Source organism: Corallococcus sp. bb12-1, assembly GCF_026626765.1.
Classification (GTDB): domain Bacteria; phylum Myxococcota; class Myxococcia; order Myxococcales; family Myxococcaceae; genus Corallococcus; species Corallococcus terminator.
The window spans coordinates 231,671-247,787 of the sequence record NZ_JAPNJZ010000021.1 but is presented as its reverse complement, the minus strand read 5'-3'; the positions used below and the strand labels follow the sequence as shown (position 1 = coordinate 247,787).

General features: G+C 67.8%; 9 protein-coding genes and 1 pseudogene. 3 read left to right on the top strand and 7 right to left on the bottom strand.

The window, feature by feature from the left end:
* Positions 1-1,106 precede the first annotated feature (1,106 nt).
* The 3 genes from OV208_RS27015 to OV208_RS27005 form a co-directional block, all read right to left on the bottom strand.
* Positions 1,107-2,504: a DUF1552 domain-containing protein gene (locus OV208_RS27015; protein ID WP_267576784.1), complete on the bottom strand. Its 1,398-nt coding sequence runs from the start codon at positions 2,502-2,504 to the stop codon at positions 1,107-1,109.
* Positions 2,505-2,509: 5 nt separating this feature from the next.
* Complete coding sequence (locus OV208_RS27010) at positions 2,510-4,846, bottom strand: DUF1588 domain-containing protein (protein ID WP_267576783.1); 2,337 nt, start codon at positions 4,844-4,846, stop codon at positions 2,510-2,512.
* Positions 4,847-5,624: 778 nt separating this feature from the next.
* Positions 5,625-6,524, bottom strand: a complete 900-nt coding sequence (locus OV208_RS27005; RefSeq protein WP_267576782.1) for a LysR family transcriptional regulator — start codon at positions 6,522-6,524, stop codon at positions 5,625-5,627.
* A 74-nt stretch (positions 6,525-6,598) separates the two neighbouring features.
* On the opposite strand from OV208_RS27005, the gene OV208_RS27000 reads away from it, so the two are divergent.
* The 3 genes and pseudogenes from OV208_RS27000 to OV208_RS26990 all read left to right on the top strand — a co-directional run.
* Positions 6,599-7,510: an SDR family oxidoreductase gene (locus OV208_RS27000; protein WP_267576781.1), complete on the top strand. Its 912-nt coding sequence runs from the start codon at positions 6,599-6,601 to the stop codon at positions 7,508-7,510.
* A 5-nt stretch (positions 7,511-7,515) separates the two neighbouring features.
* Positions 7,516-7,881 carry a hypothetical protein gene (locus tag OV208_RS26995; protein ID WP_267576780.1) on the top strand — a complete coding sequence of 122 codons (366 nt, stop codon included), beginning with the start codon at positions 7,516-7,518 and terminating at the stop codon, positions 7,879-7,881.
* A gap of 109 nt (positions 7,882-7,990) precedes the next feature.
* A pseudogene (locus OV208_RS26990) lies at positions 7,991-8,125 on the top strand (transposase); the annotation flags it as partial.
* 73 nt (positions 8,126-8,198) lie between these two features.
* On the opposite strand, the gene OV208_RS26985 reads toward OV208_RS26990, so the two are convergent.
* The 4 genes from OV208_RS26985 to OV208_RS26970 all read right to left on the bottom strand — a co-directional run bounded on the left by OV208_RS26985 (position 8,199) and on the right by OV208_RS26970 (position 15,561).
* Entirely contained in the window at positions 8,199-8,753 is a 555-nt protein-coding gene (locus OV208_RS26985) for a dihydrofolate reductase family protein (RefSeq protein WP_267576779.1), read from the bottom strand.
* An 88-nt stretch (positions 8,754-8,841) separates the two neighbouring features.
* On the bottom strand, positions 8,842-10,269 hold the full coding sequence (locus tag OV208_RS26980) for a hypothetical protein (RefSeq protein ID WP_267576778.1): 1,428 nt from the start codon (positions 10,267-10,269) through the stop codon (positions 8,842-8,844).
* Positions 10,270-10,279: 10 nt separating this feature from the next.
* On the bottom strand, positions 10,280-11,938 hold the full coding sequence (locus OV208_RS26975; RefSeq protein ID WP_267576777.1) for a hypothetical protein: 1,659 nt from the start codon (positions 11,936-11,938) through the stop codon (positions 10,280-10,282).
* Positions 11,939-12,258: 320 nt separating this feature from the next.
* On the bottom strand, positions 12,259-15,561 hold the full coding sequence (locus tag OV208_RS26970) for an Ig-like domain-containing protein (RefSeq protein ID WP_267576776.1): 3,303 nt from the start codon (positions 15,559-15,561) through the stop codon (positions 12,259-12,261).
* Positions 15,562-16,117: the final 556 nt, after the last annotated feature.

Sequence of the window (16,117 nt, the reverse complement as noted above, 5' to 3'; positions counted from 1 at the left end):
TACGGTGTCACGCGCGCGTCGCCGATCGGACGGGCCCGGAATGCAGCGCCCGGCTGCTGCCACAAATGCCACGCGGCGTTCTCGGGAGAGGATGCCCGTCCACGCTGGCACCAAGTGGTGTTGGCGGTGGGCTCCATCAGTTCCATGGAGGGAGCGCCGCTTGCGCGCCTGGCTTTGAGTGAGGGCCACCCGGAAGGTGTCGGTTTTCCGGGTGGCCGCCAAGCGCAACGCTCAAGCCTGAATCCCTCTCACGCAGGGGCCTGAACGGTTACGTCTGGCCTACCTCCATCCCCAACTTCAGCAACTCCCCGTGAATGCGCGGGGCACCCCACGTCGGGTTGGCACCGGCCATGCGCCGAATCAATGCGCGCAGTTCCGGAGTTGCCCGAGGCCGCCCCACCCGACTCCGAGACTTCCAGCGCCAGAAGAGCCGAAAGCCCATCCGATGCCACTTCACCACTGTCGCCGGCTACACAAAGCACAGTGGCCTCCGCCATCCCTGCCAGAGGCGTTGGAGAACGACCCAGAAGAGGCGGTCGCCCCGAGCAAGCCTCGGGGATGGGCGCTTCTCACGGAAGACTGCGAGTTGCTGGCGAAGAGCCAGGCTCTCCAGCGCCAGCTCTGAACGGCTCCGCAAGGCCGAGCGCAACGTTTGAGCAAGCGCCTTTACGATGGCCCGCAACCTGCCATTCTTGCCGACCGTAGCTGGCAGGCCAGAATTCTACCGCGACCTGTCACGAGCCGCCCGGCGCCACAGGGACAGCCGCGCACCCTTACAGACCTCCGCCCCTTCTGGCCCAGCATTCTTCGGGCGCCCATCCGCAGGACTGTGCATGCAATGACGCGTTCGCTGACGCGCGCTTCTCGCTGGCCCGAATATCAGGTAGCAACAGGTAGCGCCCCAAGCGCTCCTTGCGAGGGAGAGCCACGAAGCCCGGGCAAGCTCAGGCGGCGAGCTCTTTGCGTAGCGCGCCTCGCGCCGGTGAATCGAGCGAACTTCGCAACATCCGAGCGGCGCGGCTGGCACTCCACCATCGGAGGGCCCCGCGCCGCTTCCTGTTGGGCACCCGTGGCGGCGTCACAGCCGCCCAGCCCGCTCTCGCGGCTCAGCCATACAGCTCGCTCAGCGGTCCCGGCGCGATGCGCGTGCTGCCCTCGTGCCCGAAGGTGTTGAAGTCCGCATCTCCGAACGCGTGGCCAAGCGTGTTGAAGAGATTGGAGACCTGCCGGTTCCGGGCCGCGTCGTACTTCGGGTACACGACCGTGCGCCCGTCGGTCTTCAGGCCCAGCGCGTTGCCGCCCACCACGAGCTTCGGCCACTCGCGCGCGGTTGAGTGGTGCTGCTCGCCGTTGTCGGACATGAAGACGATCGCGGTGTGATCCAGCATCGAGCCGCTCGCGCCGACCTCGGGCGTGGCGGCCAGCGTCCTCGCCAGCTTCGCCACCAACTGCACGTGGCGGCGGGTGACCTCGGCGACGCGATCCCAGTTCTGCCCCTCATCCAGGCCGTGCTGCAGACTGTGTCGCGGGATGTCGGTCACGTCCGGGCCGTAGGCCACGTCGAAGCCCGAGGTGCCCGTCGCCAGCACCACCGTGTTCGTCAGCCCGCCCAGGAGGGACGCCGTGGCGATCTGGAACTGCGCCTCGAACCACTTCAGCGAGTCGGGCGGTGAGCCCGCGCCGGTGATGAGCGGGTTGTCCTTCGGCGCCAGCGGCAGGTAGGGCCGCACGCGGTCCGCCATGCCTGCGAGCTGATCCTCCCGCGTGCGCAGCGACTCGAGCGAGGAGAGGTAGCGCTCCAGTTTGAGCCGCTCGTTGGAGTTGCCGCTGAACTCCGCCAGCGCCTTGCGCGAGTCGGCCAGCGCGAAGTCGAAGAGCATCTTGCGATCGCGCCCATTCGTCGAGCCGCCCAGCAGCGAGCCGAAGGTGCTGTCGAACGCGAGCGACGGATTGACGATGATGCCCGCGGGCTTGCGGGGTCCGAGCGCGCAGGTCTCGTACACGATCGACACGCGCGCGGAGCTGGTGCCCAGGCGCAGCACGTCGAACGGTGCACCACGGCGCAGGCGAGGTGCGATCACCGCGTCGAAGGTCGCGCCCGCGCCGTTCACCGCGCAGCTCAGCGCGCCCGTCCCGCTGGAGTGCCCGCCGCCCGCGATGAGGCTCGAGAGCCCCAGCAGCACGGCGGAGCGGTTCACCAGGTCGATGTTTCCGGGAGACGCCGCCAGCGGTCCGAGACTGATCGCACTGGCGAGATTGTCGCCCTCACGAACCAGCGGCGTGTCCTTGTACGCGTCCCAGAAGAGACGGTCGGAGGTGTTGGCGCGTCCCCCCAGCGCCGCGCGGGTGCCCGTGCTCAGGAGCGCGCGGGGGTAGACGCCATTGCACTCGAGGACCAGCACCAGGCGCGCCGGCAACGCTGACGGCTGGGCATGGACGTCGTGGAAGTAGGGCGCGAAGAGGCCGGCGGCCATGCCCTTCAGGACAGTTCGTCGCGAGAACATGGCAGTCACTCTCCAGCCTGCGGCGAACGCCGCGTCTTCCAGGTGTCGCTTGTCATCAGCGTGGTCAGCATCTTGGAGAACGAGCCGTTGTTCTGGTCATAGGCCTGCTCCATCTGCGTCAGCGTGCAGGCGTCGCTCGGGTTCTCCGGGCGGCCCATGAAGTAGCGGAAGGCCTGTCGCACGAAGCAGCGTTTCACGTGCCGCGACGTCGCCAGGCGCTCGCTCAGTTCCACCGCGTCGCGCACCGCGCCGTCCAGCGAGGTGTCCGGCATCGACGTGAGCGTCGAGCTTCCGTCCGGCGTGGTCCAGCCTCCGCTGGTCGAGTGATCCCGCGCGCGCAGGAAGCCCGCGTGGTTGTAGATCTCGAAGGGCAGGCCGAGCGGATCCATCAGGCGGTGACAGCCCTGACACTGCGCTCCGGCGGTCGCCTCCTGCAGGCGGCGGCGCGCGTTCTTGTCGGCAGCGTGAGCGCCGACCTGGGCTGCCACCTGCACGCTGCTGAGCGGCGGGACGAAGCCGCACAGGAGGTTCTCGCGCACCCACTTGCCGCGGTGGACGATGGACGGATCGTCCTCGAAGTTGCCGCCGTGCGCGGCCAGCCACACCGGGTGGGTCAGCACGCCCGCGCGCTCGGCGTCAGGCAGCTTCGTCCAGCGGCCCGCGACGGTCGCCGGGAGGATCTCGCTGACGTTGTAGGGGTGCGAGAGGCCCTTATGCGAGTCGTACGCCGCGTTCTGCATGGAGGGCACGTAGAAGGTGCGCGTGGTGAGCAGGTTCGCCAGCACGTCCCGATCCTCGACGACCACCCTCGCGATCAGATCGTCGAACTGCTGGATGAAGGTCGGCTCCAGCGGATGGAAGTTGGTGAGCAGGTTGTCGTACGAGACCGAGCTGATGTAGCCGAGCCCCTCGATTTCAAAGCGCGAGGTCGCCGCCGGGGACTCCTTGAACACCGCGGACACGTGCTCGTAGCCGAGCCACTCGCGGAAGAAGCCCGCGACGCCGTCACCCAGCCAGTACTGCCCGCGCTTGGAGCGCTGCTCCTCGTTGTAGTCCTGCACCAGATCGAAGCGCGGTGTCCCGTTCTGGTTGGCGTCGACGCCGCCCAGGTACTTCTTGATAAGGGCGTTGGTCGTCGCATCCTGCGTGAGCGAGCCATCCTTCGCGGCAGTGGCCACGTCCGCCAGATGCCCCTCGAGGGGCGCGGAGTAGTACGGCCACACGAAGCTCGGCGTGGCCGAGGGCGCGCGCCCCGCGAGCGCGTAGGCCAGCTGCGAGCCCAGCTCGAGGCTGGTCAGTTCAACGCGACCGTCGGCTGGCTCGCCGCCCATCTCGCGGCGGAACATGGCGCCGGTCATCATCCACGCGGCGTTGGAGATCCGCGTGATGGAGTCCGCGCGGCTCTGCGGGGAGTAGCTCGGCTCCTGCGCGATGACCGCGGTCGCGAAGGCGGTGAGGCGGGTGAGCTCATCCTCGGTGGGCGGGCGGAAGAAGACGCCGAACTCGAGCATCTGTCCGAGGTGGAAGCGCTTGCAGGTGTCGCTCGGGTTCGCGTCGTTGAACATGCAGCTGAAGCGGTTGTTGGTGTAGACACGCTCCATCCGGTTGCCGTCCGGGTAGTTCATCGTCCACGGCGCGGCGGCCGCGCCGACCACCGGCAGGAAGAGCTCCACCGTGGCCTCGTCCAGCGTCTCGTCCGTGGCCCAGGAGCTGTACTGCTCGATGGCGCTGGGATCGAGCGGGTTGTCGTAGAAGCTGAACCCGGTCCAGCTGCGCTCGACCGAGCCACCGACGTTGCGGGTGAACTCGCGCCGGTTCATGCGGCGGATGCGCGTCGGCGCATCCGAGCGCACGCCGCCGGTACAGGTGAAGAGCGCGGATTGATCGAGCAGGTTGGGCTCGGACACTACGGTCACGGGCGGGCCGTCCGTGCCATTGCAGAGGGGCATCCCCTGCCCCATCCAGGTCTCGAGCGCGGTGAGCTCGGCTGCGCTCGCGCGCTCATGCGGGACCGGCGGCATCGGAGACGCGTCGTCGCGCATGCGGATGAGCGCGCGCTGGGCGTTGCTGAGCCTCCCATCCATCGCCGAGCTCACCCGCATGTCGTGCAGGGTGCGCAGCGGCATCGTCGCCCCCTGGGTCGGCAGCGCGCCGTGACAGCTGGCGCAGCGGTTGACGAGCACCGACTGCACCACGCACGCGGCGCCCAGGTTCCCACCGGGGTCACCGGGGTCACCGGGGTCACCGGGGTTGTTGGGGCCTCCGTTGTTGGTGCTTGGCTCGATGATGCCCTTGCACGCAATGAGGCTCAACAGTCCGGCCAGCAGGAGGACGCGGTTCATCCGGCCAGATTGGCATTGACGGTGGGGGGGATGGCAAGCAGGTCCTTCCAAATGGGCCCAGATCTGCCTGGGCCCCCGGTGGTGCCGCCGGTGGGGGCGCGCAGGTGCCCTGTGCCTACCCAAAATCCGGTCGCGGCCTCTACGGCAACCAGCGCCGCGGCACTCACGGCCAATTCCTCGCCCCGAACCCACGCGAACCGCGAAGCTGTGCGACTTCCATCCACCTCGATGAAGACGGGTGGAAAGCTGACAGCGGCCCTTCACCATGAAATCGGACGCACGGGAAGTAAAGTTCGCGGCGACTCAATCGGCCCCCAATTGAAGGGCGCCAGCAGTCCCTTCCTTGAAACCCTGAATACGACTCGGCTTTCAACCCTCAGAGAGTTTGAGCCCTCTCAGAGAAAAGCCGAGAACGAGTTCGCGCAGGGCTTCGTTCGGGGAGCAAAAAAGAAGGCCCTGCCAGTAGCTGGCAGGGCCTTTTTGTTTTCCACGGGCCTCGCGATGAACATCGCGGTGCTGAATTTCGTCGCGCGGCGCAGACTCTCCGAGACGGCTCTCAGACTGTCTCGGCCACGCATCTCGACCGCCACGGTTCCGTCCCCGCATCTCTGCTCTTCTCCACGCGGGATGCACCGCGTTCGCCCAATCCTGCGCTGAGTCTTCCAACGGCCCGCGCAACAGTCCGCCGTGTCCAGCCCACAACGGCTCCGCTGCTCTGCTGCGGCGGGGTTGCTCAGCCTCTCGCGAGGACAGCGCGTGAACAAGCCCCCAGCCCCGTTCAGCGCGGCACGAGCTCACTCACGATGGGTGCGAGCACTCCCATCAACCAGCTCATCACCACCCGCACGCGGCGCGGCACCGAGCGCCCGTGCGTATGCAGGAGCGCGATGGGCACGGGCCGCGCGACGAACTCTGGGAGAATCTCGACGAGCGTGTTGTCATGTCGCTCGACGCCATGACGTGGGACCTGCACGATGCCCAGGCCCGCGATGCCGGCCGCTTCATACGCCTCGAAGTTGTCGACCGTCACCATGCTCCGCATCGGCAGCTCCCGATAGGTCTCTCCATCGAGGTACTCGAAGTTGGGGACGGAATCCGCCGCGTAATGGACGACCAGATGCGAGCGCAGCGCGTCCAGCGTTCGCGGCGTTCCGTACTGGCGCAGGTACGAAGGGCTCGCGCAGTTCATCATCCTTGATTCGCCAATGCGCCGGCCGACGAGGCCCGCTTCGGCGACAGCGCCGATGCGCAACACGAGGTCGAAGCCTTCACGCAGCGCCGCGGCGATTCGGTCGCTCGCGCAGATCTCCACCTGGAGTTGCGGGTGCCGGGCCAGCAGTTCAGGCAGCCGGGGGATGACGAACTTGACCGCGACGACGACCGGCAGCGCCAGGCGCACCCGCCCGCGCAGCACGCGGCCGGCCTGAAAGAGCGCCCCGATTTCGTCTGCCTCCGCGAGAAACCCGGGGGTGCGCTTGAGAAGCAGCTCCCCCTCGGGCGTGAGCCGTACGACGCGGGTCGAGCGCAGGAGGAGCTGCGTTCCCAGTTCGGACTCCAGACTCCGGACTCTCGCCGACGCACGCGCTTTGGGCATGCCCAGCTGACGTGCCGCCTCGGTGAAGCTCCGCAGTTCGGCAACGCGGGCGAAGACCTTCAGCGAGTCGAGGTCGATGCTCATTGTCTCAATCTTCCAGACAGTGTGTCTGGATGCACGCCCTTTTTCGCCCTCGGCCCGGGCGCTACATACCAGACATGAACTGGAAGACCTCCAACATCCCCTCGCAGCACGGCCGTACCGCTGTCATCACCGGCACCGGAGGACTCGGGCTCGAAGACGCGTTCGCCCTGGCGCGAGCGGGCGGTGAGGTCATCGTCGCCGGACGGAACTCGCAGAAAGGTGCCGACGCCGTCGCCCAGGTGCTCGCCGAGGTGCCGACCGCGAGCGTTCGGTTCGAGCAGGTCGATCTCGCGAGCCTCGCCTCGGTGGCGGACTTCGCCGCGCGGCTGCGGAGCCAGACGGACAAGCTCGACCTCCTCATCAATAACGCCGCGGTGATGACGCCGCCGAAGCGTGAACAGACTTCCGATGGCTTCGAGTTGCAGTTCGGAACAAACTACCTCGGCCACTTCGCGCTGACAGCGAGCCTGCTGCCGCTGCTGCGCAAGGGCGCCCAAGCGCGCGTCGTCACCGTGTCGAGCGTCGCCGCGCGAGATGGAACAATGGACTTCGACGACCTGCAGTCGCAGCGCGGCTACGGACCGATGAAGGCCTATGGCCAGTCGAAGCTCGCGTGCCTGCTGTTCGCCTTCGAGTTGCAGCGGCGCGCCGAAGCGAATCAGTGGGGAATCACCAGCGTCGCCGCACACCCGGGCATCTCGCGCACCGACCTCCTGCACAACGCCCCTGGCCGCTGGAGTGCCGCTGGCATTCTCCGCTCGCTCTTGTGGTTTCTGTTCCAACCCGCGTCGCAGGGCGCACTGCCGACGCTCTACGCGGCGACTTCTCCCGACGCGAAGGGCGGGGGCTACTACGGGCCGGCCTCGCTGGGTGAGACACGTGGCTTCCCGGCGCCCGCGAAGGTGCCTCCGCGCGCCCAAGAGGAGGCAACCGCCCACCGCTTGTGGCGTGAGTCGGAACAGCTCACGCGCATCTCTTTCGGGTAACACCCATGCACAGGCACCTCATCTACGCCGCATTCGGTTGGCTGACCTTCGCCGGCACGATGCACTTCTTCGTCGACGTCGTGTCCCAACATCTGCGCGGAGTACGCACGCCGAGCGCGGAGACGACGCTGTATTACGGGCTGCACTCGAGCTTCGCGCTGGGCCAGGTGGTGCTGGGCGCACTGGGCCTCTTCCTGGCGCGGCGTGCGCCGGAGCTCCTGCGCGAGGCTCCGGCAACCGTCATCTTCCTCGCGGCGGGCATCGCGTGGCTGGTCATCGCGATGCTCTTCATCGAGTACTGGCAACCCAAGGCGAACGCGGCGCTCATCCTCGCGTTGATGCTGGCCGTCGCCCTTACCGGAAGACAGTGACGTCGAGAGCATCAGGCGCACGTAGAGCGCCGACGTCTTCAGGGGCCCTCTGAGCCTTCCCGGGTCTTGTGGACACCCGGGATGAGGTGACCGAAGGATGTCCACGACGATGCCGAGACGAGAGCGCAGGAAGTACACGCCGGAGTTCAAAGCCCGGGTGGTGAAGCAGGTGCAGGAGGAAAGCAAGTCCCGGGCGCAGGTGGCCAAGGACCTGGACCTGACGCGCAGTGCATTGGAAACCTGGTGAGGCAGGCGCGCGACGATGCGGACGCTGCCTCACAGGCAGCCGCCGGTGAAGCGCTCGGGTCCTTCCACGCTCATCCCGCTTTGCGACGGAAGTGGAGCGCCTGCACGCCGGACTTGAACCGCTGCGTCGAGAGGAGCTCGAGCTGCCGCGCACTCGACAGGCCATGAAACAACGTCGGCCCGCGGCCACTGATGATGGGATGAACGACGATGCGGTACTCGTCGATGAGCCCCAACTCCTCGAGCGCAGTCGCGAGCTTGGGCGCTCCGACGAGGACACCCCGCTCGGTCTTCGCTTTCAGCGCCGAGATCGCCTCGCGAAGGTCACCCTCCACCTTGATTGTGTTCTGCCACGGAAAGTCGCTCCGCGAGCCCGACACGACGTACTTCGCCTTCTCCTCGAGCTTCTGTGCCCACTCGCGCATCGCGCGCGGCGCCTTTTCGTCGCGTGCCACCGCGGGCCAGGCTCCCTCCATCAGCTCGTAGGTGTTGCGCCCGAAGAGCATCGCCCCGCTCTGGTCCATGAGCTGCGTCCAATAGTCGTGCAGCTCGTCGTCCGCGATGCCCTGGGTGTGATCGATGCACCCGTCCAAAGTCACGTTGAGACCGAAGGTGAGGAGGCCCATGGCGTGGGATTCTACGAAAAGCGCGCCCAGCGCGCAGCAGCCCGAGTCATCGACGCAATGCCCCATCCCCGGGTCGCGCCGTCCAATCTCAGCGGAGGGCCTTCTCCAGCTCCTCGCGGCTGAAGTCCCTCGAGAGGTTGTTCGGGTCCCAGAGGGCGGCCAGCTCGATGATGGCCGGCAGCAGGGCCTGGATGCGGTCCTTGAGCCTGGCGCGCACGTGCTCCTTGAACCGCTGGTTCTTCATGCGGGCCAGCTCGCGCACCTCTTCCGGGACGCGGTTGACCAGGTCGTCGATGGGGCGCAGGCCCCGCTCGAGCGCGCTGTCGACCTCGCTCTGGAGGTTGCCCGGCAGGGCCTTGAGCTTGCCCGCGGCGTCCTTGCGAGTGATTTCCTCGAGGTGCTGACGGAAGAGGTAGGACTCCGCGAGCTGCTCAAGGGTCTCGCTGCCCAGGGACTGGATGAAGATGCCCTTGAACTTGTCGCGGAACTTGTTGTCGAGCTCCTCGGTGAGCCTCCAGTCGGTGTCGATGGCCGAGCACACCTTGTCCTTGAAGCTGGAGGCCTCGCTTCGCTGGGCCGAGCTGGGCACGCGTGAGGCCCAGTCGGAGAGGTAGCCCTTGGCCTGGTCGAGCATGACCTTGGCCTTCCCCAGGTCGTTCTTGTCACGGTACGTGTCGACCTCCGCCCGCGTCGCGTTGAAGAGCAGCAGGACGCTGCCCTTCTCCGCCTGCACCAGGCTTTGGTAGGCCGACACCAGGTTGCGGTAGTGGCCCTTCTGCACCTGGTAGACTTCGGCGCCACCCTGCACGGCGTCCAGCAGGTTGCGGTCGATTTCGTCGGGGATGTCGACATCGAACAGCGTGGAGACGAGCTGCTTGGCCAGGTCCACGCCAATGCCGCCCAGGAGCTTGTCATCGAGCTTGAGGGCCACGTCGAGCGACTTCGCGGTGGCGCGCGAGACGCCCTCGCTGGTGCGCTTGAGCACGCCCGGGGCGAGCTCGTCGACGATGGACTGCGCCATCCGTGAGACTTGCTGCACCACCTGACGCTGGTCGTTCTCGAAGATGACGTCCTTGGACAGCAGGAAGGTCCACTTGTCCCACAGCTCGCCCAGCATCTTGTTGAGCAGGTCCTGGTGGACAAGCAGGTCGTCGTGGAGCTGGGGCGTCTGCACCTTGGCCAGGGAGTCGAAGAAGGCCATCTCGTGCTCCAGCGCCTGGTACCAGAAGAGCTGGAGGGCGGGCGAGAGCATGTTGTCCTTGGCGGCATCACCAAAGGCGCGGCTGATGTCGGCCGTGGCCGTGGCGCAGCGCTCCTGCCACTTGCGCTGCGTCCCCAGATTGCCGGCGCTGGTGCGCTCGCTGGCGTCGAGCATGGCCGAGAGGGCTTGATCGGCCGCGTTTCCAACCTTCACGATGGCGTCGCTCAAAGCGCGCTTCACCGTGTCGGGGGCGCCCTCCGAGGCGCGGTTCAACCGTTCGTTGAGTTCAGAGACGCGGCTTGAGTACCAGCCCATGGAGTGCTCCTTACAGGCTCTGCTCGCTGGTGATGCGCCAGGGGCCACCGTTGCGGCGTTGGACCGTCCAGCGCCGACGCACGTCGACGGAGTTGAAGGTGCGGGTCTGGCCCTCGAAGAGGCCGACGTGGTCCAGCTCCAACTCGACCTCCTCGATGCGCTGCAGGCCCGGGGCCTCGTCGCCCCGGATGACGACCCGTACATCGCCCATCCAGCGCACCCGCGCGTCGAGCACCTTGTTGAGCAGGAGTTGCCGCGAGCGCACCCACTCGCTGTCGCGGCCGCTCCAGGTCCAGACCGGGTAGTAGATGGGCCGGTCGGCGTCAGGCACGGCGCGCCAGTCCGCGAAGAGGCCGTTCCAGGTCTCCTGGTCACCGCGCTTCACGGCCGAAATCATCGCGGTGAGGACCTCGCGCGGGCTCGCGTCGTCGGCCGGAGCGCCGAAGCTCTCCTGGCTGAGCGTCTCCTCTCCGGCGAAGCGCGGTCCGCCCTCGCTCGGGTCGCTGACATCAACGCAGACCACGCCGCCGACCAGAGCGGCGACGGGCTCCACCTCCAGGCCGGCGGCGGTGCGGCCCGAGCCCGCGAGCAGGCGGGGATCCGGAAGGATGCGGCCGAGCACGGCGATGTCGAGCCTCACCGACGGGGCAACGCGCTTCTGGTAGCGCTGCATGGCGGAGAAGACCTTGTTCATGGCCGGGGTGTTGGCGGGGCAGAAGACCCAGGCGCCGGACTGGTTCCAGGCCAGGTAGCCCTTGCCCATGTCGACCAGCCACTCCCGTTGCGTCAGCGTCGGCAGTGAGACCAGCTTGCCGGTCACCGCCGAGCGGTCACCCCGGAAGGGGTCGACGACGGGGAAGGCGCCGAGCGTCTCCCCTGCACGCGCCTCCAGCAGGACCTTCCACGCCGCCGCGGCCTGGAGGCCGATGGCCTTCACCTGCTCCTCGCCCCGGGTGCGGAACTCGAGGGCATCCGCCGGGAGCGTGACGAGGTCTCCTTCGAGACAGGCACGCACCGTCTCCCAGTCCTCGCGCATCGCCGTCGCGAAGGGGCCGGGATGATGCTCGACGAGGGAGTCGACGCGGGCCTTGTGTCCGAGGTGATTCGCGAGCTCCGCGCGCGTCCCTCGCGAGGTGCGCCAGGCGCCGAAGGTGCTGTCGAGCAGGCGCTCCCAGTCGAAGACGCGCTTCTCGAGCCATGACATCCAGGCCTCGTCGAAGCCGTCGCGACCCATGCGCTCGGGTCCTCCCGGTCCGATGAGCTGCCGCGTCGTATCGGCGATGCTCCAGGTGCGTTCATGGAGCAGGGCGCCGCTGAACTCGTGCTCCTCCCAGCCCTCGCCGGGCTCGCGCCGGCGAACGATTCGCACCTGGACCTTGTCACCCTCCTTTCGCCCCTGTTTGTCCCAGGTCTGGTTCTCGGCGTACTGGCCGAGCATGAAGGGCACGGTGCGCTGCGTGGTGGCCAGGTCGGGTGGCTTGACGACGGGCTGACCGTCGATGGCGATGACCCGGTCGCCCACGCGCAGTCCCGAACCGCGGAAGCCGCTGTCCCAGGAGATCCACGCCACGTGGAGGTGGGGCGTCAGGGCGTCGAAGCGCGCGTCGAGCTTGAGGCCGCTGCGCAGGCCCTCTTGGAGGTATTCCTTCTCGGCGCCACGTGGGTTCATGAAGGCGTCCCTGCCCTGAATCCCCGCCCCCTGCGGAGATGAGGCGTCGTTCTCTACCTCGCGGGCCTCGGCGCTTCAAGGAAGGGGGACGCCGGAGCACCTTCGCCCGCGTCTCGACATCGGTGTCCGAGACGACTGGCTTGCTCGTCCACGTGGGGACCGATGCCTCGCGGTCACCTCGTGCTGATTCACTCCGCGACGAGCTGGTGAAGCGGATGATGGGCCCGAGCGCGGTGAAGGCTTCGAGGGCCGCGCGCCCCCCAAGGCCCCTCGGCCGGCAGCCACGCGTTGCCGGCCGAGGCGGACGCCCGAGTCGGGCGCTACAGGTGACACCCCAGATACTGCGATGTGGTCGAAGCTGTGTTCACGGAGCAGTACAACACCTTGCTGGCGCTGTTCCCCCAGGAGTCCTTGACGGTGACCGAGAACGGCAGGTCCGTCTGGATGGCCCCGGTGCCCGAGATGCTCCACTGATAGGAATAGGGCGCCTGGGTCAACGTGACGTTGAAGCCGGGAATCACCCCTCCTGAGAGCATGACGGACTGGACGCCGCGAGGGTCCGCCACCGTCCCCGCCGAAACGAGGTACGAGCGGCCCGCGCCGTACACCGTGAGGTTGTACGAGGGCGGCGTGTTGTCCGCCGTCACCGTGCGCGTCTCCGGCGCACTGGAGACGCCATTGACGTCGGTGCACTGGAACAGCACCGTGGAATCGCCGTCCACCCGAGCCGTGGTGTCGACCACGAACTCGTAGGGCGCGGTGGTGTCCAACTGGGTGACGAGGCCATTCTCACGCAACTCCACGTGGTGCACGCCCTCCGTGTCGGTGCACTGCACGGTGAACTTCGGCTTCTTCGGCTGGCTGTCGTCCCGGGTGATGCCCGTGATGACCGGCGGGGTGAGGTCCTTGACGAACGCCGTCTGGAAGTTCGCCGGGTTGCCGCACGCGTCACTCACGAGGGCCTGGAAGGTATGCGCGCCCGCGGCCATGGCATCGCCGAACTCCAGGACGAAGCTCGGTGTCGTGGGCTCCGCCACCCGGTTCCCATCCACGTACAGCGCATACGGGTACGTCAGGCCGCAGCCGTCCGAGACCCCCACGGTCAGCCGCACCAACGAGCCCACCTGCGTCTTCGTGAAGGTCACCTGGGGAGGACGGCGGTCGAGCGGCGCCGCGCGGGACGTCGTCCCCTTGTTGCCGAAGGTGTCCGTCACCTCCACGATGAGGTTGTGGGCCAGCGGGTCGGTGGGCGTGTAGCTGGCCTGGTACGTCGTCGCCGCGTTCGTCCGCGTGGCGAAGACCACGCCGTCCACCTTGAAGTCCACCCGCGCCACCGCCGAGGCATCCGTCACGGTGACGTTCACCGGGAAGGGGGCTTCGTCGCCGGAGCCCACCGTCATCGCCACGGTGGGCGGCGTGTTGTCCACCTTCAACGCGTGATGGAGGACCGTGGCGTTCATGAACTCGTCGTAGGCGCGGATGACCAGGTCGTGGGTGCCATCGGTCCAGGTGGAGGTGTCCAGCGTGGCCTCGTAGGGCGGGACGAACAGCCCGACCAGGTACTGGCTGCCGTCGGTGAAATCCACGATGCGGATTCCGGCGGGGTCCGTCGCGATGGCGGAGACGCGGGGCTGCTTCGGCGTACCGGAGACGGTGAAGGAGGCGACGGGTGGAGTCTTGTCCAGGGAGACCGTCACCGTCTGGGTGGCCAGGTTCTGCCAGTAGTCCCACGCCTGCAGTTGGACGGTGTGGTTGCCACTCGCCAGCGCGGCGCCCGGCAGAGTCTGGGTGAACTGCCAGCCGGACAGCGTCTTGATTTGCGTGCCGCCGTCCAGCACCAGGCGCGGCGCGGTGGTGTACTGCCCTGGGACTTCCGCGTCGGTGATGGTCCCCGTGCATTCGATGTCCTGGAGCACCTGCCGGCAGCTCAGCGTGGTCTGCGGCGGCACGGAGTCCGGCTTGTAGCCGACGTTGATGGCCGCGAACGCCCGGGCCACGGCCAGCATCCGGGGCCCTCCCTGGACGGCGTCGCGCGAGGTCGCCGCCGCGAGCGCCGCCTGGCGGGCCTGCGCATAGTCCGTGCCCACGGGCATCAGCTGCACCGCGAGCGCCCAGATGCGCAGCGCCTCCGTGGGGCCCACGCCGTTGAACCCCTCGGGAACCCGGGGGCAGTACCAGGCGCTCGTGGACAGGGGGCTACAGCCATATGAGAGCAACAGGAACATCCGACTCAGCGGGCCCGAGGAGTAGTGCTCGTCCTCGAAGCCGATGCCGTCGAACCACTCCCTGAACACGGGCGACAGGAGGTCGCGGGACGCGCTGCCCGTCTCCTCGCCCACGGTGAGGTTCGACGCCTTCACCACCACCGTGTCGATGTTGGTCGACGACGGCGAGATGCGCCTGGCGTCCCGCAGCAGCTCGGTGACGAAGCCGAAGATGTCCCCCGTGCCCTCGTTCAACCCGCTCTGCTCGGATTGATCGGACGGAATGTCCGAGGGGTCCCCCGCCAGCTCCCGGGCGAAGAAGTCATGGGCCAGCTCGTGGGCCACGATGTCCGTGGTCGTCATCGGGCTCTTGGGATTGGCCGTGAGGCTGCGATAGCCGAACCCCACGGCGGGCGAACGTCCATCCGGGTAGTAGAAGGCGTTCTCCGCTTGCAGGTGCAGCCGGATTTCGAAGCCCGCTTTCCCAGCCGGGCCATTGCGCCCCAGGAAGGTCTCGTAGACGGACCACGCCAGTCCCACGGCGTGGTAGGCATCCACCGCCGCCGTCTCCCCATTGGCGCTGAGGGAGCCAGCGCCGCCATAGCGCAGCCCGTCGCCGAAGGTCGAGTCCGCGCTGAGGTACTGCTCGAAGCCAAAGCCCCGGGGCGGCACCCGGATAAGGGCGAGGTACTCGTTGTTGTACGTGTCGGTCAGCCAGGAGGCCTCTTCCACGGAGTCATAGAGCACGGAGAGGGTGACCCTGCCCGCGTAGTAGCCGTTGCCGACGGCCTTCCGGCGTGTCTGGGTCGCGGCGGTGCGCTCGAGCGGTGCCAGGTGCAGCACCTCGCCGGAGCGGGCATCCACCTGCGCCATCCAGCGACGCCGGAAGCCTCCTTCCTCTGCATCGGTGGAGAGCTTCACCCGGTAGACGAGCCGCAGCCCCGTCACCACCCGCTCGAAGTCCTCGGCGTTGCGCGAGCCGGTGAAGCTCGGGGCGGCGTCCTTGCGCAGCCGGCGCTCTTCGCGGGGCAAGAGCACGAGCCGCGAGGACTCCACGCTGGCGGTGGCGTCCCGCATGGCCGCGAGGGCCGCGTCCCGGGCCTGGGCCTCGGTGAGCCGGGCCTCCGTCTCCACCGCGCCCGTGGCCTCGAAGCGGACGTTGGAGAGCAGGGTCTGCCCCTGCGACGTCTTCGCCTCCAGCCCCCAGATGGGGACGCCCCGGAAAAGGAGCGCGTGCCGCGCCCCCTCTCCTTCCGGTACCAGAGACACCTCGCGCAGGTCGAAGCCGCGCTCCACCGCGAGCCGCTCGGCCCGGGCTTGCGCCGGAGCCTTGTCAGGCGCCGGTTCTTCCGGCGAAGTTGGACCACAACTGGAGGCAATGAGAAACAGGCCGCTCAGCAGCCCTTGGCGCAACCGCATGGCACTTCCCCCTCTGTTGGCTGGGGACAAGTGTCCCCGTGTCTGGGATTGCCTGAATGTTTCCGTTCTGACAACCCCGTCCATGGCGTGACGCAGCCCGACATGGCGCCGCATCACGTCGCACGAGAGCGGGTCGTGACACAGCCCGCCCGTCCTCCGGGTTTCGCCGCGCAGATGGAACTTCTGCGCGGCGGAGCCATTGCAGTCCCAGAGCCGGAAGGGAGTGCGGTGGTGCGAATCTCCCCACCCTGGTTGAACGTCCACTGCTGGTTCGCGCCGCCGTGACACGTGGATGCCCACCCCAGCAATCGAAAATCCAGGTCTCCGTGCCGTCATACGGATAGGGGACGTCCAGGCACTTGCCCGCGTTGCCGACGAAGGCCAGCCCTTCCCGCCGGAACATCTGCGTCGAGGAGCCGTTGCACGAGTAGAACTGGAACGAGGTGCGGTTCGCGGTGCCAGTCGTCCTCAATCACCGCAGCGCCGCTGCTGCCAGGCTCCGTCCGGGAGGGTCAGCCAGAGAGGCCATCAGGCGAGGGGCGAACGGGCTCTGCGC